A 19,475-nucleotide genomic window follows, 5' to 3' on the forward strand; every position below is an offset into this window, starting at 1 on the left:
GAAGGGGCCAGAGAATCATATAAACAGAAAAAGGACTCACGCTTGTACTGCGTAAGTCCTTGAAATCTATATGGTGCCGAGGGACAGAATTGAACTGCCGACACGGGGATTTTCAGTCCCCTGCTCTACCAACTGAGCTACCTCGGCCCATTAGGGCTTGCCGCCAGAGCGTTTGCTCTTTCACAGCGGCTGGAAAAGTCTTCTATCTACTTGCGCTGACTTTGGCAAGCTTTTTTTTAAGAATTTTGTACAACGGCTTGAAATATGGCTTTCTTCCGGCCATACTTTCCCCCGTCAACAGATCAAATCAAGGATTTACCGTGCCTTTTCACAGCCCCATCCCCCCAACCTTGCGGGATCTCGATGCCCTGCGCAACATTGGCGTCAGGCGCGTCATCATGCAGGCCCTTGTTACCGGCGGCGTCACTGGCGCTGTTATCGGCCTGTTTCGCCTTGCTTACGACCACATCAACGCCGCGCTTGTGCACACCATACGCCAGCACGACCTTTATGACCCGGTTACGGCAGCATGGATTTTCGGCGGCCTGGCGATCTTGGCCCTGCTGGCACTGCTGGCCCTGCGCCTTGAACCCCTTGTGAGCGGCAGTGGCATTCCGCAGGTGGAGCTGATGGTGCGCGGGCAGATGCGCATGAACTGGCTGCGCGTGCTGCTGTGCAAGTTTGCCGGAACCCTCGTTTCCCTCAGTGGCGGCCTGTCTGTGGGCCGCGAGGGGCCTTCCATCATGATGGGCGCGGCCGTGGGGGCTGGCGTGGGGCACCTGTGGGGCGAGCGCAGTGGGCAGAGCCTGCCGCGTTACCTTGTGGGTGGCAGCGTTGCCGGGCTTGCCGCCGCTTTTGGCGCGCCCCTGGCGGGCATGTTCTTTGCTTTTGAAGAAATGAAAACTATCCTCAGCGCTCCCATGCTGCTGTTTACGGGCGTGTGCGCCCTTGCCGCGTGGTTTGTGGTGCAGGTTTTGCTTGGATTCGGCCTGGTGTTCCCCTTTGCGCAACAGCCCTTCATCCATTGGACACAGTGGTGGGTCATCCCCTTTGTCGGCATTGCAATGGGCGTTCTGGGCGCTTTTTATAATCTGATACTGCTGCGCCTCACCCATTGGGCCGACCACAGCCCCCTGATGCCCCGCCCCTTGCGCGTGCTCCTGCCCTTCATGCTGGCTGGCGCGCTGCTTTATCTCTGCCCGCAGGTGCTTGTGGGCATTGGCTTCAGCACCTTACAGCTTGAGAGCCTGCCCCTGCCCTTGCTGGGCCTGTTTGGCCTACTGGCGGTAAAGATGGCTTTTTCATGGATAAGCTTTGCCTCCGGCGTTTCCGGCGGCCTGCTGATGCCCGTACTGCTCATGGGTTCCATTGGCGGGGCATGCGTGGCCTCGGGCCTGCAATCTGCCGGAGTTATCAGCCCGGAGCAGACCGCCACAGTGCTGACCCTCGGCATGACCGGCCTTTTTGCCGGTTCCGTGCGCGCGCCGCTGACCGGCGCATTTTTGCTGCTTGAAATGACAGGATCGTTCCATAACATTCCCACGGTGGTGCTCACGGCTTATATTGCCGCCTTCACCGCCAATGCCCTGCGCTCCGAGCCTGTGTACGACAGCCTGCGCGCCCGCTGCCTTGATCTGGCTGGCGCGGCAGCCCCAAGCGACAAAAATGGCAATGATACCGATGCGTCAGGCAGCGCAACACAACTGCAAAAATGAAAGGTCGTGCAAAAGGCGCACGATGCCGCAAAAATTTTACCCATATAACTATTTGTTATATTTGAATTTTTAAAAAAATGCTTGCGTTTTGGAATTGGAGTGTCTATGTTCACCAATTGCAAAACCAACCGCGCCCCATGGAGTAGGTATGACCCGTAAAGACCGCACAGAAGGCATATACAGCCGCCGAGAAGTACTGGACGAAAGTGAGCGTCGTCAGTACTGCCTTATTCAGCTCAAAGATTTGCTCTCCTACGCATACCGCTATTCAGAAGACGTTAAAAAACGCTTCGACCGTGCGCAGTTCAATGTGGAGAAATTCAAAACACTTACCGATATAAAGCACATTCCCATCCTGAAGAAGAAAGAACTTATCTTCCTTCAGTCCATGGGGCCGCGCCTGGGCGGTCTGCTGACCAAGGATATCGGCGAGCTCAAGCGCATCTTTTTGTCGCCTGGGCCCATCTTCGATCCCGAAGACCGTGGAGAAGACTACTGGGGTTACACCGAAGCCTTCTATTCCGTTGGCTTCCGCCCCGGCGACGCCGTGCAGAACACGTTCAACTACCAGTTGACGCCCGCTGGCCTCATGTTTGAAGAGCCGCTGCGCAATCTGGGCTGCGCGGTTATTCCCGCCGGCCCCACAGACGCCGCCACCCAGCTCGACATCATGCAGAAGCTCCGCGTCTCCGGCTATGTGGGCACGCCCAGCTTTCTCATGCACCTTGCGCAAAAGGCCGAAGAAAAAGGCCTCAACCTGCGCAAGGATCTTTTCCTTGAAGTGGCCTTTGTCACCGGCGAACGCCTGTCTGAAAAGATGCGCTCCCAGATGGAAAAGAAGTACGACCTCGTCATGCGTCAGGGCTACGGCACCGCCGACGTGGGCTGCATCGGCTACGAATGCTTCCACAAAACCGGCCTGCACATTGCCAACCGCTGCTACGTGGAAATCTGCCATCCTGACACAGGCATCCCGCTGAAGGACGGCGAAGTGGGCGAAATCGTGGTGACGGCCTTCAACAAGACCTACCCGCTCATCCGCCTTGCCACGGGCGACCTTTCGTACATTGACCGCAGCCCCTGCGCCTGCGGCCGCACCAGCCCGCGCCTTGGCAGCATTGTGGGCCGCGTGGACACCACCGCCCGCATCATGGGCATGTTTGTGTACCCGCATCAGGTTGAACAGGTCATGAGCCGCTTTGAAGAAATCAAGCGTTGGCAGATCGAAGTCACCAACCCCGGCGGCATCGACGAAATGACCCTGTTTGTGGAAACCAGCGGCTTCAAGCGCGAAGAAGAGCTGCTGCACCAGTTCCGCGAAAAGATCAAACTGCGCCCCGAACTGCGCGTGCTGGCTCCCGGCAGCCTGCCCCCGCAGATCAGACCCATCGAAGACAAGCGTCACTGGGATTAACCCGCAGATATACGCAACAAGCCCGGCCAAGAGCCGGGCTTGTTTTTTGCAATTCTAAAAGTACCGCAAGCGGCGTGGAAAAGAAGCAAACCACTTTTTCCACACTGCAATTTTTACAGTTTACTTTACGTATCAAGCCCAAGCGTCATATCAAACCACTGCGCTCCGCCATGACTTGATTTCGAAATTCCATCATTCACATAACCAAAACATTCATAGTAGCGAATCAGTTGCTCTTTGCACGTCAGTATGACTTTCTTTTTGCCTAACTTTTTAGCTGTTTGCACAAAGTGCTTCATTAGCTGGGAGGCAATGCCTTGCTTCCGAAATTCTGGAATCACAGCCAGCCCGAAAACAGTTAGGTTTTCCCCAGTCTTATTGTGGTGAGAGGTGCTATAAAAGAGTTCATCGTATATGACGGGGCTATCGGTAGCGCATCCATTAATATATCCAACCAGTTTACCGCCGACTTCAGCCACAAGAAAAGACTCAGGAAAAGCCGCAATCCTTTCCTTAAAGGATGCCCGTGAGGCGGCTTCAGCCGCAGGAAAGCACACGGATTCTATTTCAGCTATACTCTCCAAATCATCCTGACGAACACGTCTAACTGTGAATTCTTGCATGCAGTTTACTCTTTACTGGTGATTTTGCTGGCTTGCCCCTGTCTCTAGTCGATCATGCTTTGTACCAAGTTGATTTCAGCCTGAGAGCACATAGCAAGACTCCGCCAACCAAGTATCACAACGAATCAATACACAGGCGCGCGACGATTGAATCCAATGTTACGCTCTACCTTACTGATACACATATGACCCTTATTTTTTTCCACATAAACCACAACGTAAGGTGCGTATTCTTTGCGATAGCTCATACTCACAGGCACAAGACTGAGACTCTCGTTTACGGAAATTGATTTACCAACCATCAGGTTTTCCAGATCTTTTCGTCCAACGTCTTGCCCCTTCAGATAGTAATCAGCATCATCCCCGCCTACTCCCCTCTTATAGTCAAACTGAACTCGCTTGGCTGTACATCTGCACACGTATTTAAATATGGCTTGATCAAAAACAGGAAGATCGTCTGTCGCCAGCGATTGCTTCAGATACCATTTATAAAAGTCCCGTACAAAAGACTCCACGTCTTGCGCGTACGCAACTTGTGGACTGGCTTGCAGCAAGCTCATGATTATAAATAGGCAGATAAGAAGAATCTTTTTCATATGTTTTCCCTTTAGTATGGGTAGGCATCAGATATGGATGCTATTTTATAACTCGATTCAGTCTTTTTTATATATGCAATCACATAGTACTCAAAGTCTTTACCTTTGAATGTCACAGGAACGACAAAGACTCCATCCGCCATAGAGAGAACACTTTTTACAAAAATACAACTTTCCTTAAATTCCAGTGTGTCACCCATTTGCGTGAAGTAATACAAGTCTGATGATCCTTTCTTCTTGAGATACGCAATGAGCGATTCATCAACGTATTTCGGCAAGTTTTCATTTTCAAGAATATCATTCTGCTCATAATGTTTGATAATATACCATTCATAAAATTCTTTAACAAATTCCTGCGGTGTTTGTGCTGCGTCTGCTGCCTTGGGGCAAAAAAAGCCAAGACACAGTATGCCTGTAAGCGCACAAATACATATTTTGCGAATGAGCATATGCTTATTCCTACGTTGATTTTGCAAACTGCGCCCGGCGAAACACTGCTCACCGGGCGCATACATGGATAACTTTAAGCGCGGGTTGCGGCCAGTTTTGAGCGAGGCCATGCCACAACGCAAAGGACAGATTCAAGCCTTAGAGCTCATCAAGACTTCGCTAACCAATTAGCGCAGCAAATCAGTACACAGGCGCGCGAAAATTAGGCCAGAGGGCACGCTCCACCTTGCTGATACACATACGCCCATTTGTTTTTTCCACATATACTACAATATCTGGTGCATACTCCTTCCTAAAGAGTATACTTACAGGAACAAGACTAAGACTATCGTCCACATCAATGGATTTACCTACCATGAGGTTATCTAGCAATTCTTTGCCAAAATCTTGCCCCTTAATATAATAGTCTGAATCACCTACCACTCTTTTATAATCAAGGCGTACTCTTTTTGCTGTGCATTTGCACACGTACTTAAATATGGTATCGTCAAAAACAGGACGATCATCTGTCGCCAGCGATTGCTTCATATACCATGTATAAAAATCCCGCACAAAGAACTCAACATCTTGCGCGCGTGCAACTTGCGGGCATAATTGAAACAATCCTATGCAAAAAAACAAGCATATAAGGAGAAATTTTTTCATATGTATTTCCTGCCAATTTAGTATGGGTAGGCATCTGATATGGATGAAATTTTAAATTCTGTTCCAGTTTTTTTTACATATGCTATGACGACATTATAAAAATCTTTTCCCTTAAACATTACAGGAACAACATAGACATCGTCTGTCATGGAAAGAGCATTATTTACAAGCACACGGCAATCTTTAAATTGCATCGTTTCGCCCATTTGTGTAAAATAATATAAACTTGTTACTTCTTTCTGCTTGAGATAAGCGATAAGAGTTTCATCAACATATTCTGGCAGTTTTTCTTCTGTTAGAACATTATCAAGCACATAATGTTTAGTGAGATACCACTCATAAAATTCCTTAACAAATTCCTGCGGCGTTTGTGCTGCATCTGCCGCCTTGGGGCAAAAGATGCCAAGACACAACATGCTTGTGAGCACACAAATAAGTATTTTGCGAATGCGCATGTGTTTATTCCTACGTTGATTTTGCAAACTGCGCCCGGCGAAACACTGCTCACCGGGCGCATACATGGATAACTTTAAGCGCAGGTTGCGGCCAGTTTTGAGCGAGGCCATGCCACAACGCAAAGGACAGATTCAAGCCTTAGAGCTCATCAAGACTTCGCTAACCAATTAGCGCAGCAAATCAGTACACAGGCGCGCGAAAATTAGGCCCATGGGAATCTTCTACCTTACTTATGCACATGCGACCCTTTGTTTTTTCCACATAAACTACAATATACGGTGCGTACTCATTCCTAAAGGACACACTCACCGGCACAAGACTGAGACTATCGTCCACGTCAATGGATTTACCTACCATGAGGTTATCCAACAATTCTTTTCCAAAGTCTTGCCCCCTAAGAAAATAGTCAGAATCAGCTACTACTCTTTTATAATCAAGGCGTACTCTTTTTGCGGTACATTTGCACACGTATTTAAACATGCCATCATCAAAGACAGGACGACGATCTGTTGCCAGTGATTGCTTCATATACCATGTATAAAAATCCTGCACAAAGGACTCAACATCTTGCGCGCGTGCAACTTGTGGGCATAATTGAAACAATCCTATGCAAAAAAGCAAGCATATAAGAAGAAATTTTTTCATATGTATTTCCTGCCAATTTAGTATTGGTAGGCATCTGATATGGATGCAATTTTAAATTCTGTTCCAGTTTTTTTTACATATGCTATGACGACATTATAAAAATCTTTTCCCTTAAATATTACAGGAACAACATAGACATCGTCTGTCATGGAAAGAGCATTATTTACAAGCACACGGCAATCTTTAAATTGCATCGTTTCACCCATTTGCGTAAAATAATATAAGCTTGTTACTTCTTTTTGTTTGAGGTATCCAATAAGCGTTTCATCAACATATCCTGGCAGTTTTCCATCTTCTAGAATATCCTTATGTTCATAATGCTTGGATAGATACCACCCAAAAAACTCCTTAACAAATTCCTGCGGGGTTTGTGCTGCGTCTGCTGCCTTGGGGCACAAAAGGCCAAGACACAGCAGGCCTGTGAGCACACAAATAAATATCTTACGAATAGGCATGTTTTGATTCCTCTATTGTTTCTTGCTATCCTGCCCCTGTGGCTCTGTGTTCACGCCACCGGGGCAGGATTTTTTATTGCCAGGGAGCACGCCTTGCTATGCGGGCACTGATCATTCCATAATTTACTAACTCATCCCTGAATATGAGTTAGTTGCCTATATCATTTAGCATATTTATGGCCTCCGGTAAATAACATAAGGCGCGTCAACCTTTTGATAATCTGTGGCCGCGTATATGCTGTCTTGCTTAAAGTCTGATATCCATTGTTTTCCGTCAAACATGGCAACATGGCCATCCTTATGACCTTTAATAGCTTGAAAAACCACGACATCCCCCTTTTGTAGCTTCTCGCCTGGAGTCACCGTTCTAAACCCTGCGTGGCGCAGAATGGGGCCATACCCACTAGCACTGACCCCATGAGGATTGTATGATGTGTTGAGTATGATTCCGCCTGCATCAATGGCCTTGTGGACAAATTCACCGCACCGACTGTCAGAGCCGGGGAGTACCTGAGAATGCAAGCGAGCGATGGCCGCATCGAGATCCCACCTGGGCAATGGCTTGTCATTCGGCAAAATCTCCTCCCTCCGCATCATGCCGTTGCGCGATATGGCAGACCGTTTAAGCTCTTCCCTCTCGCTCATGGCATTGCGACCAACATTTGCCCGGTGCATAACCTCTCGGGATACTGGCGCCCGCAGTTCCGGCCCAGTAGTTGATAAGCCCGCTGGCATCGTGCCTGTTGACCGGGTCATCCACGCAATAGTCGTAGAGGTCACCATCGCCGCGCGTGTCGTTTGCAGGGTCAAGCGACATAAATCTGCCAATGCGCGGATCATAGTCGCGCCAGTTAAACCGTATGAGGTGGGTGTCCCTGTCTTCCAGCCAGGCGCAAAAGCCTATGGGAACATAGAGGCAGGGTAAGGAATCATAAACAATTTTGCCAAAACTGCTGCGCACAACCTCCTTGACCACCTTGCCGTCTGGCCCCACAAACAGGCGTGGCGTACCCAGATGATCGCAGCAGCACGCCAGCACGAGTGACGACAGCGCCGATGCCGCCCTGGCAGGGGCGCTGTCGGTCATTGCCCCTCCCAGAGCCGACTTTTCTGGCTTGCCAGCATCAGAAGGGTTGCGGAGCTGTTGGTATGCAGAGAGGCATTGGCACACTCTTTTCTTACGATTTGCTGCGCCAAACCAGTGCAACCAACCGTCCGAGCCGTTGCGTTCATTTTCCGGAGCGGCATCAGCAGCCAGAACCGTTTTGCCCAAGGGGCGAATGACTATCCTGCTCAGGGTGCCGTCCGCATCGTAGGCATAGTCATACTCCAGCCGCAGTTCATGGTCGCGAAAGCCTGCGAGCCTTTCCTGATCGTTCCAGCGGTATTCGCCCGTAATGTCGTTGTGGCGGTACCGCCTGTAAAGCCTTGTGCCCTTGTAGGCGTAGCGCAGCTCGCAACCATCATTGAGCTCGGCCTTGCCCAGCATGGTACTGCTGCCGTAGGCAAGCCGAAGGCCGCGCCTGCCCGTGATGCTGCTTACCGAACCGTATTTGTCATAGGCATAGCGATTTTGCCCGTCGCTTTCCAACTGGCCTTTGTCATTATAGCTATAGCGCGATTTTTCCATTGCGCTTGTTGATGCGGAAGGGCAGCCCTCATACCAGACCTTGCTGCGCACGCGCTGGCCAGAAGCGCTGTATTTATATGTTTCCGCAATGGCAGCGTTGTTTTTTACCTCAGCCAGCCTGCCCTCGGCATCGTAGGCATACTCCAGCACATTTGAGGCCCCGGTAAACTGCTCTGTTTTTCGGGCAATGCGTCCAGCAGCGTCATACTTATACTGGATTGCCAGGCCATTTTGTCTTCTCACCACTTGCGCGTCACGCATAAGAACCTCTTTGTTTTTTGTTCATTCCAAGAATTTCATGCATGGATTTCCAAATCTGCGGGCTGCTAGATTGGTCACCACACTTCAAGTCGGGGTCCGAACAAAATAAATGCCACAAAAATTTTATTCTGTAAGACTGAAACATTTCAGTAAACTGGAGGTAAATTTTTGGCACATGCAACACTAATAATATGTGATATTTCAGCTAGTTAAATAGCGACACATGAGGGCAAAGAAAGTTGCAAATTTTCACTACATTTATAACTATATGATTTTATTTAATAAAAAAATGATTAAATTTTGCATTTTTTTACTTCATAAAACTTACAACTATCTAATATAATACAATTTTTTGTAAAATAAAAAGTGATGCCTTTTTTAAGACATCACTTTTTGCCGCGCATGAATCGCTCGTGAATCTGCTCAATTTACAAGCAGAAGCTTTATCCGCGTAGGCCAGCAACAAGGCCCGGTATGAAGCATCTGGTAAAGATGGGCCTTGCCCTCCGCCATAGGCGAGGCATTCAGGGCAGTTGCTACGCGCCAGACTTCATCTTTTGCACCAGGCCCTGCAAATCGCGCGTCTGCCCCGCCAACTGCTCCACAGCCTGGGCGGACTTGTTCATAATCGAAGCTGTATCGCGCGAAATACCATTGATTTCTTCAATACTGCGGGTGATTTCTTCTGATGTGGCAGACTGTTCTTCGCTGGCGGTGGCAATGGCGCGCACCTGATCGCTCGCGCCGTCAACCATGGTCACAATCTCCCGCAGCACCTCGCCGCAACGCCCGGCCAGTTCCGTTGTGCGCTCCACAGCGGCAAGGGCGCGCTCCATATTTTCTATGTTGGCGCTGGTGCCGCTCTGGATGCCGCTGACAGCCTCGCCCACCTCGCGGGTGGCCCCCATGGTTTTTTCCGCCAGTTTGCGCACCTCGTCCGCCACCACGGCAAAGCCGCGCCCGGCGTCCCCGGCCCGCGCCGCCTCAATGGCAGCATTCAAGGCCAGCAGGTTGGTCTGATCCGCAATATCTGAAATGACAGACATGATCTGCCCGATATTGCCCACCATACCGCCCAGCGTATCCATGGAATTTTTCAGCTCGGCGGAGACGCGCCGCACCTCGCCCATGCCGTCCACCACCTGATGCATGACGCCGGAACCTTCATTGGCCCTGCTGTGCGCGGCATCCGTGCTTTGCGCGGTATTGGCGGCATTTTTGGCAACCTCAAGCACGGTGGCGTTCATCTGCTCAATGGCTGTGGCGGCCTCGCCCACGCGGGCGGACTGGCGCTCCGCACCAAGGCTGGCCTGGCGCACCTGCGCAGATATATCCCCGGAAACGGATGAAATCCCCTCCACCGCGCGCTCAAGCTGTGCGGCGGCTTCCATCATGCCCTCCGCCCTGGCTCGTTCTGCTGCTGCCTTGGCGGCCTGAGCTTCATCCGCTGCCTGGCGGGCGCGGCGGCCTTCTTCCGCAGCCTCGGCGCTTTTGTGCTCGGTTTCGGCTATCTTGCCCTTGAGAGTGCCCACCATGCCCTCAATGCTGTCGCGCAGCGCGGCCATTTCCGCACTGTAACTGCCGCTGGCCCGGGCCTCGAGGTCTCCGCCAGCCACGGCGCGCGCAAAGCTGATCACCCGCCCCAGAGGCCGGGTTACAGACAGCAGCACCAGCAGGGCAATACCTGCGCCGCATACAACGCTGCCGCAAATGGATATCAGCAGCAGGCGTTCTGTGCCGCGCGTTTGCTCTGCCAGTTCACGCTGGCTGGATACCACGCGTTCCATGAACTGGGTTTCCAGCGCTTCCAGATTTTTTTCGGTAGTATGAACGTGATTCTTGTAGGTTGTGTAGTAGGCATTGGCCTGTGCGGCGCTCATGCTGCCAGAGCCGGAAGCTATATCTGATGAAGTGCGGCGCACCACGGCATCGTAAGCCGCAAATGCCTGTGTCGCCTCCTGCGCCAGAGCCTCGGCCTTGGCTCCGGCCTGGGGATTGCCCCGCAGGGCGGCCTCCAGCTTTCGCAGGGTCTCGTCCAGTTCAGCCGCAATTTCATTCAGCTTGCCCAGATACCCTTTGAGCGCCTTGCTGTCGCCCATGTTCAGCAGGATGTCTTTTTCAGCCTTGCGGTAAAGCTGCATATCCAGGGATGCTTCATGCAGCAGATTGATGCTGGGCAGTTCATGCCTGCCCAGCATGCCCAGCGTTTCGCGCTGCGCGCGCAAGGCCAGCATTGCCAGACTGCCGGATATGGCAAAAATCAGCAGGATCACGCCAAAACCGCTTGCCAGTTTAACCCGAAGCGACATGCCCATAGTGTCCTCCACTACGCGGATAAATCGTGAGGGGGGATCTATTTTGATCATCCTACCAATACACCGCACTAGTCAACGGCAGTTATGGTCAACGCCGCAAAATACATGCCCGGCGTTGCCTTCTTGCCTGAACTGTATCATTTTAAAAATCATGCACGGCTGCACAGCAGGCCGCGCCGAACCCCAGCAAGGAGAATCCCGTGAGCGCTAACACCAGCGAACAGGCCTTGGCAAGCCTTATCAAGTGGCTGCGCAACCGCCATGCCGAAGTTATGGCGGCAGAGGCGCAGGCCCTTGCCAGCCTTGACGCCGGGGATACCCCCGGCCATAATGAACACATGCGCCTCAAGGCCGAACTGCTTGCAGCCATGGCCGAAGACGCCAAGCCCCTGCTTGAACCGCTGCCGGGCGAAACGCGCTTCAATTACGCGCTCGCTCTAGAAGGCTTTTCGGCAAGTGCCAGAATGTCTTTGCGTCTGAACTCAATTTTTTATATGTCAGCCCTGCTCTACCCCGATAATCACAAGCCGGGACAGCCCGACAATCTTACTCTGTGCATTGACCGCATGGAAAAACTGGGCCTTGATTTCAGAACAGAGTAAGCCGGACTTGAAATTTTGACCTTGCCGATAGCTGGCAAGGCTTTATCTTGGAATACAGCACCGCCGCAGGCAGAACCCAAGCGCTGACGGCTCAACACCCCACAAGGAGATCCCCCATGAAGCTTCTGCACATAGCCCTCGCTGCCGTGCTCTGCCTTTGGGCCGCATCTGCCCAGGCCAACCCCGCCGCAACCGATACGGCCAAGGTTGATAAATTTGCCATGATGGATACTAACAAGGACGACAAGGTGTCCTACGAGGAATTCAAGGCTTACTTCCCCAACATGCGCGAAGAAGCCTTTGCCGTTATTGACAAAAACGGAGATAAAGTTATTGACCGCGCTGAATGGGACGAGTTTGTATCCAACCATTCCTCCGGCCACATGGGTGGCAGCATGGGCAACATGATGGGCGGCCAGAACGGCATGCCCGGCAACGCCATGATGCCCACTCCCGGCAGTGCAGACATGCCCCTGGTGACGCCCCCCAATGGCAAATAAACGCCCCGCGCCATTTCCGCAGCCCTGGCGTCAGCACGGCGACCAGGGCTGTGCTGCTCCTGAGCGGCAGCCCGAAAGATCAAAAACGGCTGCCGTTCCGCTTTCTGCTGACGCGCCCAAGGGTGCGCCGCGCCGACAGGGTGCCAGAGCTTCCGCGCGTGCAGATAACAAGCCCGCACCCACGCGCAAGCCGCCCTTTCCCGATCTGCTGCGCGAGAACGCGCAGCAACGCAAGGCAATTGCCCCAGAATCTCTGTGGGCGGACGCGCCGCAGGCAGGCGCTGGCGGTGCACAGCCGATGGGGCGTTTGCGTCAGCCGCGTTTCGTGCCCATGAGCGCGGAAGAAATGCGCGCCCTTGGCTGGGATCAGCTTGATGTGCTGCTGATCAACGGCGATGCCTACGTTGACCACCCTTCGTTCGGTAACGTGCTGCTGGCCCGCTGGCTGATCCACCACGGCTTCCGTACCGGCATTGTGGCCCAGCCCGGCTGGGAAAATACTGACGATCTGCTCGTCATGGGCCGCCCGCGCCTGTTTGCCGGGGTGAGCGCCGGAGCGCTTGATTCCCTGCTGGCGCACTACACGGCCTTTCGCAAAAAACGCCACGACGATGCCTACACGCCCGGCGGCAAAGCTGGGGCGCGCCCCAACCGGGCGTGTCTGGTCTATGCCAACCTTGCCCGGCGGGCCTTTCCCGGCCTGCCCATCATTCTTGGCGGCATTGAGGCCAGCCTGCGCCGCGTTTCCCACTACGATTTCTGGACAGACTCCCTGCGCAAACCCATTCTTATGGATGCCAAGGCTGACCTGCTCATCTGGGGCATGGGCGAAAAGGCCATCATTGAATGCGCCCAACGCCTGGACAAGGGGGAAGATATTCGCGGCATCCCCGGCACAGCCTGGATGAACAAGCTGGACGCTTCCGGGCATCCGGCCAATCTGCCACCTGCCCTTGAAGGCGAACCGTGGGTTGCCCTGCCCTCGCATGATGAAATTTTGGCGGACTCCTTTCAGTTGCTCAAACTGACGCAGGAACTGGAACGGCAGGTACACCGCCTTGACGCCTGGGCCTTTGAGCCTGTGGGCGACCGCGCCGTAGTGCTGGCCCGCCCCGCCCAGCCGCTGACCACCGAAGAAATGGACGACCTCTACACTCTGCCTTTCACCCGGATGGCGCACCCGCGCTACAGGGAGGCCATCCCTGCGGCGGAAATGATGCGTACCAGCATCACAAGTCACAGGGGTTGCGGCGGGGGTTGCTCGTTCTGTTCGCTGGCTCTGCATCAGGGCAGGCGCATCAGTTCGCGCTCCGAGCAATCCATTCTTGCCGAGGCGCGCCTGCTGGGGCAGCAAAATGTGGCACGAGGCAAAGGCCCAGTGGCTATTTCTGACGTGGGCGGCCCCACAGCCAACATGTGGCAGGGGCACTGCGCGCTGGACAGCCGCAATGCGCAGAACGATGACTCGGCCAAGCCACGAGTTAAAAGCGCCTGCCGCCGCACCAGTTGCTGTTTCCCGAGCGTGTGCAAATCCTTCATCACGCCGCAGCGCAAACATGTGGAGCTGCTGCGCAAGGTTGCCGCCCTGCCGGAAGTCAAGCAGGCCCGGGTGGCTAGCGGCGTTCGCGCCGACCTTGCCCTGCGTGACGCCGAGGCCCTCGCCGCTTACACTGGCGAATTTACGGGCGGTCAGCTCAAGGTTGCGCCGGAACATTGCGCGCCCTCTGTGCTTGAGCTCATGCGCAAACCCTCGCTGGACGTGTTTGAAGCTTTTCTGGAGAGCTTTGTGCGCCAAAGCCGCGCCGCAGGGCGGGAACAGTACGTGGTGCCGTATCTCATGAGCGGTTTCCCCGGCTGTACGGATGAAGACATGCGCACCCTGTCGCACTGGTTGCGGCAACGGCACTGGAATCCGCAGCAGACGCAGTGTTTTATTCCCACCCCCGGCACAATTGCCACGGCCATGTTTTATTGCGGGCGCGATGAACTTGGCGAGCAGATTTATGTTGCCCGCACAGATGCCCAGCGCATGCGCCAGCACTATATCCTGATGCCTGCTGCGGAGGACGGTGACGCCCCACGGCGGCCCGGTTCGCGGCCCGGTGACAGGCCCAACACACGGCCCGGCGCGCATGGAGACGCTCGCAAGTCTGACAGCACACGGCCCGGAAGAGCTGGCAAGCCAGAGGACAGGGCAAGGCCTTCCCGTGGCCCGCAAGGGCAGCGGGATGACAGGACTGCACGGTGGGAAGACAATGATCGTGGTGCAGCAAAAGGCAGACCGGCCAGGGGTGATAACCCGCAAAGGGGCAAGGACTCACGCTTCGGTTCTGAGGATCGAGGCGCTGAACGCAACAGCAAACGAAGCAATGGACGACGCGGCGGAAGCCGCGCGTAGCTGTGCCAACAGGTGTTTCACAAGGAGGCAACCATGTCCCGCCCACTGACTTCAGAAGATGATCGGCTGACCCGTCTGGAAGAACTGACCTTTTTTCAGGAGGAACGCATCAAGGCTCTTGATGCGGCGCTTACCGCCCAACAGTTGCAACTGGACAAACTGGAGCAGGATTTTTCCGATGCCACATCCGTGATCCGTCTGTTGCGCGAAAAGCTTGGCGACCAGCCGGAAAATTCGCTGCCGCCCCACTCCATGCCCGAGCGCTGGTAGCAGAGCGCCCACGCAGTATATGAAGAATGCGCGCCAAGGGCTGCCATGCGGCTGTTATCGCAACCGAGGGCGTCAGACGCACACCGCCTCCAGAAAGCTCACAAGCTCAGTGTGGTATAGTACTGCCGCGAATAAAAAACCCGCCAGATGGCGGGTTTTTTATTCGTCTGAGGGTTCGGGGCCTTGCTCCGAACCCTCTCACAGGCAGTCTTTGCTTTAGAAGCCGAAGCCGTCGTTGTTGGCGCCGGAAGCACCAAAGCCGAAATCGTCCGGCACGGCGTTTTCTTCAGCAGCAGGAGCAGCTTCATCACCGGCAGCGGCGGCAGCACCAGCGGCGGCGCCGCCCACAACCATGCCTTTCAGGCCGTCCTTGATGGCGTCCTTGATGTTCATCATCAGTTCGTCATGGTTGATGGCGACCTTGCCCTGGAATTCGGCAACCTGCTTGCGCAGACCGCCCATATCGGTGTTCATGGTCTTGATTTTAGCTTCAAGCTCATCAACTTTTTTGGAAAGAGCGGCAGCGCGGGCTTCAGCGGGTTCCAAAGCACGCACTCGGTCTTCAAGGGCCACGGCGGCGGCGGTCTGAGCGGCCATGCTGGCGTAGGTTTCGCCAAGGTAGTTCAGCACCTTGTCGCACAGGGCCTTGGTCAGGCCGTCCATGCAGGTGAGGGAAACATTGTCGCCAAGGGCGCTGCGCCCAGTGTTGACAAAGGCGTCCCAGGACTGGCCTTCAACCCAGTTCAGGTCGGCAAACTTGGGGTACCAGCGGGCCAGCCATGCGGCGGCAAAGGGGCCTACGGCCTTGGCGCAGGTATCACAGGCAACGGAACGACCGGCAACAAAACCGGCGATTTCCTTGACGTCTACGCCCTCCTTGCCCACAACCAGGGCAAGCACGGACTCCACGGGAAAAACCTTACGAGATGTATCGGACATGGCGGCCTCCTCCTCGGAGATCGTATTTTTTTCAGAAAAGCTCACGGGGAACTGTGCGCATCCTCAAGGGTGGCCCCCAGCGCAAGGCCAGGGGCCAATGCCGTTAGCTTCTGCCGTACATGCGGGCGTAAACCAGGGCCGCCGTGCGGTACACGAAGTGGCCAAGCTTAGACCAGGGCAGGTAAGCGAAAAGCATCCACACAAATACCAGGTGCAGGTAGTACACCAGGAAGGCAGGCACAAGGGCGTCCGCAAGGCGGAAGCACTGCGACAGCACACCGGTGACGGCCACCAGCCAGATGATGCCCAGCAGATACCAGTCATACCAGCTGGAACCCTGGAACTTGGGATTCAGCATCACGCGGCGGACGGTCAGGATGGCAAGACCGGCCAGCAGCATGAGCGCGCCCAGGTTGGCCAGAATCTTCACCGGGAAGAGCAGCGGCATGGGCGTTTCAATGTGGATGAGCGGAATAACCTTGCCGCCCCAGTGACCAACAGCCACAACCGCCGTAACAAAGGCCAGGATGGCAAAGCTGTAAACCAGCAGCATGTGGCCAAACTTACGGTTGGGGGTTTCCTTGCCGGTGACGGGGCCGTCTTCGCAGTCGTCAAACTTGCGGTGGGTGATGACTTCATCCCACAGCACGTCCCACAAATGCCAGATCCAGCACTTTTTCTTGCCAATGACGGCCAGTGAGCCTTCAGGCTTGAACATGCCCCAAAGTTTCATGACGCCCCGCGCGATGATCAAGGCCGCGCCAAAGAAGGTGAGCATGAAGATGGGGTCGATGGTGTAGTCGCCGTAAAAAATCTGACCAAAAACAATGCGGCCATCGGCTGCGCGGGGGAACCACTGACCGCCGTTGAAACCAGCGCGAATCCACCACACAAAGAGCCACAGTACAGCCGGGATGGCGAAGAGCACAGGCAGGCCAGCAGGCTTGCTCATGAGCTTGCCCACGCAGGTGGGTTCGGTCAGTTCGCGGTAAATGACGTTGCGCGCTGCGCCCATGAGGTCCGCAGGCTTGGCGCCGCGCGGGCAAAGGTCGGAGCAGTTGCCGCAGTTGTGGCAGAGCCACAGGTCAACATCGGCGCGCAGCTTGTCTTTAAGGCCCCAGGACGCCCAGACCATTTCTTTGCGCGGATAAGGCGCATTGGCCGGAGCGAGAGGGCAGGCCACGGAGCAGGTGGCGCACTGGTAGCACTTCTTGAGGGATTCTCCCCCAGATTCTTCCAGCGCCCTGACAAACTCCATATCAGGTTTGATTGTACATTGTGCCATTGCTGCCATCCTCCTACATGCCCTTGAACGGGTTGGGGCCCATGGCCATGATGCGGTCAACAAAGCCGTCGATCAGGTCGGGTACCTTGTCGTATTCGTCAATGGCCACTTCAAGCTGTTCCACGCGTTCGGGCTGCACGCCAAGGCGGTTAAGCGTCTCGGCAATGTTTTCCTTGCGGCGGGAGCAGATTTCAGAGCCCTTCACAAAGTGGCACTGGTAGTCATCGCCATATTTGCAGCCCAGCAGCATGACGCCGTCGTAGCCCTTGCTCATGGCGTCAGACACCCAGATGGCGTTGACAGAGCCAAGGCAGCGCACCGGAATGATGCGGCAGTAGGGGCTCCAGGGCTTGTTGCGGGCACCGGCCATATCGAGCGCCGGGTAGGCGTCGTTTTCGCAGGCCAGAATCAGCACGCGGGGGCCGTCGGCCTTGAAGTCCTTGGGCACCTGCACTTCGCGGATCATGGAGCCGATCTGGTCGATATTGTAGTTGGCAAAGGAGATAACGCGTTCCGGGCAAGCGCCAAAGCAGGTGCCGCAACGGCGGCAACGTGCCGGATTGGGCTTGGGCGTTCCCTTTTCATCGTCATCCAGAGCGCCGAAGGGGCATTCTTCCGTGCAGCGTTTGCACTGGGTGCAACGCACAAAGTTGAACACGGGGTAGGAAAGGTCGCCCGAACGGGGATGTACAGCCACGCCGTGGCTGGCAGCTTCAATGCACTGCATGGCCTTGAGCACAGCGCCCTTGGCGTCTTCTTCGCAGGCATCCATGGTCAGGGGCTGACGCACGCAACCCGCAGCGTACACGCCGGTGCGGCGCGTTTCGTAGGGGAAGCAGATGTAGTTGGAATCCGCAAAACCATCGAACAGGTTCAGATCCGGGAAGTCCGGACCCTGGCGATAGTCAAAGCAGACGGTCACGTCCTTGGCCGTGGTGGGCACGAGGCCCGTGGGCAACACAACCAGATCCACATCCAGATCGAAATCCATACCCAGCAGGGTATTTTTGCAGCTCACAACCATGTGGTCGCCAGCTTCGCGGATGTCGGTCACGTCGGCCTTGGTCATCATGACGCCCAGACGATCCTGCATCTTCTTGTAGAAGCGTTCAAGAATGCCGGGAACGGTCATGTCCTTGTAAAGGATAAAGGTCTGACAGGTGTCGTTGGTCTTTTCGCAGACCGTATTGGCAAGGCGGAGCATGCCCACGCTGTTGACCGCGTTGGAATACGCAACATGGCGGAAGCTTTCGAGGTTGGCTTTTACAAAGCCTTTTTCTTCTTCACCTTCCGCAGGCTTGGCGGCTTCAGGAGCGGCTTCGGCTTCTTCAGCGGCCTTGCGCACGGCTTCTTCAGCCATGGTGGTGTCAAGAACAAAGGCGATGCGGCGGGCGTTCACCTGATCGGCCACCAGCATTTTGCCAAAGGTGGCGGCGTCCACAACCTTGGTGCTCTGCCCAAGGCCCATGGAGGCAAGGTATTTCTGATCAAGCGGCACCCAGCCGGTAGCCAGCACCACAGCGCCCACTTCGATGGTCTGCGAGCCGGAAGGAGTGGCAAAGGTGGCCTTGAACTCGCCGGGCTGGCCTTCCAGCTTTTCCATGCGGGTGTTCATGTGCACGGTGATCTTGCTGTTGCCAAGCACCTTGCTGATCTTGTCGGCCACGTTGGTGGGCTGCTTGTCCGTCCACGGGGAGGCCAGGGGCGAACCCATGGGGATGTTGTTGGCAGCGCCGCCGAGCTTTTCGGCTTTTTCAACGAGCACAACTTCATACCCGGTTTCAGCAGCCTCAGCAGCTGCGGTAAGACCCGTCCAGCCGCCGCCGATAACGAGCACCCTCGGCACGCCGGTGATGGCGGCAGAATCGGGCACTTCGCTCTTTTGCAGCTTGACCACGCCCATGTTCACATAGTCGCGGGCCATGAGCGCCAGCAGTTCGGGCGCGCCGTTGGCCGTGTCCACGGGGGTGTGATCAGGATTTTTATAGGCCTGCACGCACTGTTCGCGCAGGTTTACGTGTTCCACCTGCACGGGCAGGCGGTAGATGTCCGCATCCACGCGGGGGGAAGCGCCGCACAGCAGCACGCCGTCCAGCCCCTGCGCTTCGATGTCGGCCTTGATTTCGCTCACGGCTAGGGCCAGCACAGGAACGACCTTGACTACGGGAACAAGACTGCCCCACTTCTGGCTCGTCTGTTCGGCCAGAGCGGTCAGATCAAGCCCGCCGCCAATGTTCTGCTGGTCAAAATAGACGCCAATTTTACCCGACATGCCG

General features: G+C 54.9%; 19 protein-coding genes and 1 tRNA gene. 6 read left to right on the plus strand and 14 right to left on the minus strand.

Translation table 11 applies throughout. The annotated features are described in order from the left end of the window. Positions 1–71 precede the first annotated feature (71 nt). Positions 72–147: transfer RNA gene (locus JMF94_RS11485), tRNA-Phe, on the minus strand. Positions 148–320: 173 nt separating this feature from the next. Between JMF94_RS11485 and JMF94_RS11490 the strand changes: the two genes are divergently transcribed. Together JMF94_RS11490 and JMF94_RS11495 are read left to right on the plus strand one after the other, a co-directional pair. Further along, positions 321–1,715, plus strand: a complete 1,395-nt coding sequence (locus JMF94_RS11490) for a ClC family H(+)/Cl(-) exchange transporter (protein WP_240825235.1) — start codon at positions 321–323, stop codon at positions 1,713–1,715. Between the two features lie 148 nt (positions 1,716–1,863). Next, on the plus strand, positions 1,864–3,129 hold the full coding sequence (locus JMF94_RS11495; protein WP_022659670.1) for an AMP-binding protein: 1,266 nt from the start codon (positions 1,864–1,866) through the stop codon (positions 3,127–3,129). A 125-nt stretch (positions 3,130–3,254) separates the two neighbouring features. Here the strand turns inward: JMF94_RS11495 and JMF94_RS11500 are convergent, their stop codons facing one another. From JMF94_RS11500 to JMF94_RS11545, 10 genes are all read right to left on the minus strand, one after another. Beyond that, positions 3,255–3,752, minus strand: coding sequence for a GNAT family N-acetyltransferase (locus tag JMF94_RS11500; protein ID WP_240825237.1), 498 nt, complete (start codon positions 3,750–3,752; stop codon positions 3,255–3,257). A gap of 125 nt (positions 3,753–3,877) precedes the next feature. Then, entirely contained in the window at positions 3,878–4,348 is a 471-nt protein-coding gene (locus JMF94_RS11505; protein WP_215648264.1) for a hypothetical protein, read from the minus strand. An 11-nt stretch (positions 4,349–4,359) separates the two neighbouring features. Further along, positions 4,360–4,797, minus strand: a complete 438-nt coding sequence (locus tag JMF94_RS11510; protein ID WP_240825239.1) for a hypothetical protein — start codon at positions 4,795–4,797, stop codon at positions 4,360–4,362. 181 nt (positions 4,798–4,978) lie between these two features. Beyond that, positions 4,979–5,443 carry a DUF3828 domain-containing protein gene (locus JMF94_RS11515; RefSeq protein WP_240825241.1) on the minus strand — a complete coding sequence of 155 codons (465 nt, stop codon included), beginning with the start codon at positions 5,441–5,443 and terminating at the stop codon, positions 4,979–4,981. Positions 5,444–5,460: 17 nt separating this feature from the next. After that, the gene (locus JMF94_RS11520) at positions 5,461–5,898 is read right to left on the minus strand and encodes a hypothetical protein (RefSeq protein WP_240825243.1); all 438 of its coding nucleotides are present in this window, start codon (positions 5,896–5,898) and stop codon (positions 5,461–5,463) included. Positions 5,899–6,079: 181 nt separating this feature from the next. Next, positions 6,080–6,544: a DUF3828 domain-containing protein gene (locus JMF94_RS11525; RefSeq protein ID WP_240825245.1), complete on the minus strand. Its 465-nt coding sequence runs from the start codon at positions 6,542–6,544 to the stop codon at positions 6,080–6,082. Positions 6,545–6,561: 17 nt separating this feature from the next. Beyond that, complete coding sequence (locus JMF94_RS11530) at positions 6,562–6,999, minus strand: hypothetical protein (RefSeq protein WP_240825246.1); 438 nt, start codon at positions 6,997–6,999, stop codon at positions 6,562–6,564. Between the two features lie 174 nt (positions 7,000–7,173). After that, positions 7,174–7,644: an NlpC/P60 family protein gene (locus JMF94_RS11535; RefSeq protein WP_240825247.1), complete on the minus strand. Its 471-nt coding sequence runs from the start codon at positions 7,642–7,644 to the stop codon at positions 7,174–7,176. After that, positions 7,622–8,890: an RHS repeat-associated core domain-containing protein gene (locus tag JMF94_RS11540; RefSeq protein WP_240825248.1), complete on the minus strand. Its 1,269-nt coding sequence runs from the start codon at positions 8,888–8,890 to the stop codon at positions 7,622–7,624. Before JMF94_RS11540 ends, JMF94_RS11535 begins: the two co-directional genes overlap by 23 nt. A 536-nt stretch (positions 8,891–9,426) precedes the next feature. Beyond that, positions 9,427–11,205, minus strand: coding sequence for a methyl-accepting chemotaxis protein (locus JMF94_RS11545; RefSeq protein ID WP_240825249.1), 1,779 nt, complete (start codon positions 11,203–11,205; stop codon positions 9,427–9,429). Positions 11,206–11,405: 200 nt separating this feature from the next. Here JMF94_RS11545 and JMF94_RS11550 point away from each other — a divergent pair, with 200 nt between their 5' ends. From JMF94_RS11550 to JMF94_RS11565, 4 genes are all read left to right on the plus strand, one after another. Beyond that, on the plus strand, positions 11,406–11,807 hold the full coding sequence (locus JMF94_RS11550; protein ID WP_240825250.1) for a hypothetical protein: 402 nt from the start codon (positions 11,406–11,408) through the stop codon (positions 11,805–11,807). Between the two features lie 116 nt (positions 11,808–11,923). Beyond that, positions 11,924–12,307 (plus strand): EF-hand domain-containing protein, encoded by a 384-nt coding sequence (locus tag JMF94_RS11555; protein WP_192112653.1) that lies wholly within the window; start codon positions 11,924–11,926, stop codon positions 12,305–12,307. Positions 12,308–12,605: 298 nt separating this feature from the next. Next, on the plus strand, positions 12,606–14,705 hold the full coding sequence (locus JMF94_RS11560) for a YgiQ family radical SAM protein (RefSeq protein ID WP_240825372.1): 2,100 nt from the start codon (positions 12,606–12,608) through the stop codon (positions 14,703–14,705). Between the two features lie 33 nt (positions 14,706–14,738). Continuing rightward, a complete protein-coding gene (locus tag JMF94_RS11565) occupies positions 14,739–14,975 on the plus strand; it encodes a SlyX family protein (protein ID WP_022657521.1) in 237 nt (78 codons plus the stop codon). Between the two features lie 216 nt (positions 14,976–15,191). On the opposite strand, the gene JMF94_RS11570 is transcribed toward JMF94_RS11565, so the two are convergent. From JMF94_RS11570 to JMF94_RS11580, 3 genes are all read right to left on the minus strand, one after another. Further along, complete coding sequence (locus JMF94_RS11570) at positions 15,192–15,914, minus strand: hypothetical protein (RefSeq protein ID WP_240825251.1); 723 nt, start codon at positions 15,912–15,914, stop codon at positions 15,192–15,194. Between the two features lie 103 nt (positions 15,915–16,017). After that, a complete protein-coding gene (qmoC, locus tag JMF94_RS11575) occupies positions 16,018–17,199 on the minus strand; it encodes a quinone-interacting membrane-bound oxidoreductase complex subunit QmoC (RefSeq protein ID WP_240825252.1) in 1,182 nt (393 codons plus the stop codon). Between the two features lie 13 nt (positions 17,200–17,212). Then, positions 17,213–19,471 carry an FAD-dependent oxidoreductase gene (locus tag JMF94_RS11580; RefSeq protein WP_240825253.1) on the minus strand — a complete coding sequence of 753 codons (2,259 nt, stop codon included), beginning with the start codon at positions 19,469–19,471 and terminating at the stop codon, positions 17,213–17,215. Between the last annotated feature and the right edge of the window lie 4 nt (positions 19,472–19,475).

The sequence above is a fragment of the Desulfovibrio sp. UIB00 genome, assembly GCF_022508225.1.
Classification (GTDB): domain Bacteria; phylum Desulfobacterota; class Desulfovibrionia; order Desulfovibrionales; family Desulfovibrionaceae; genus Desulfovibrio.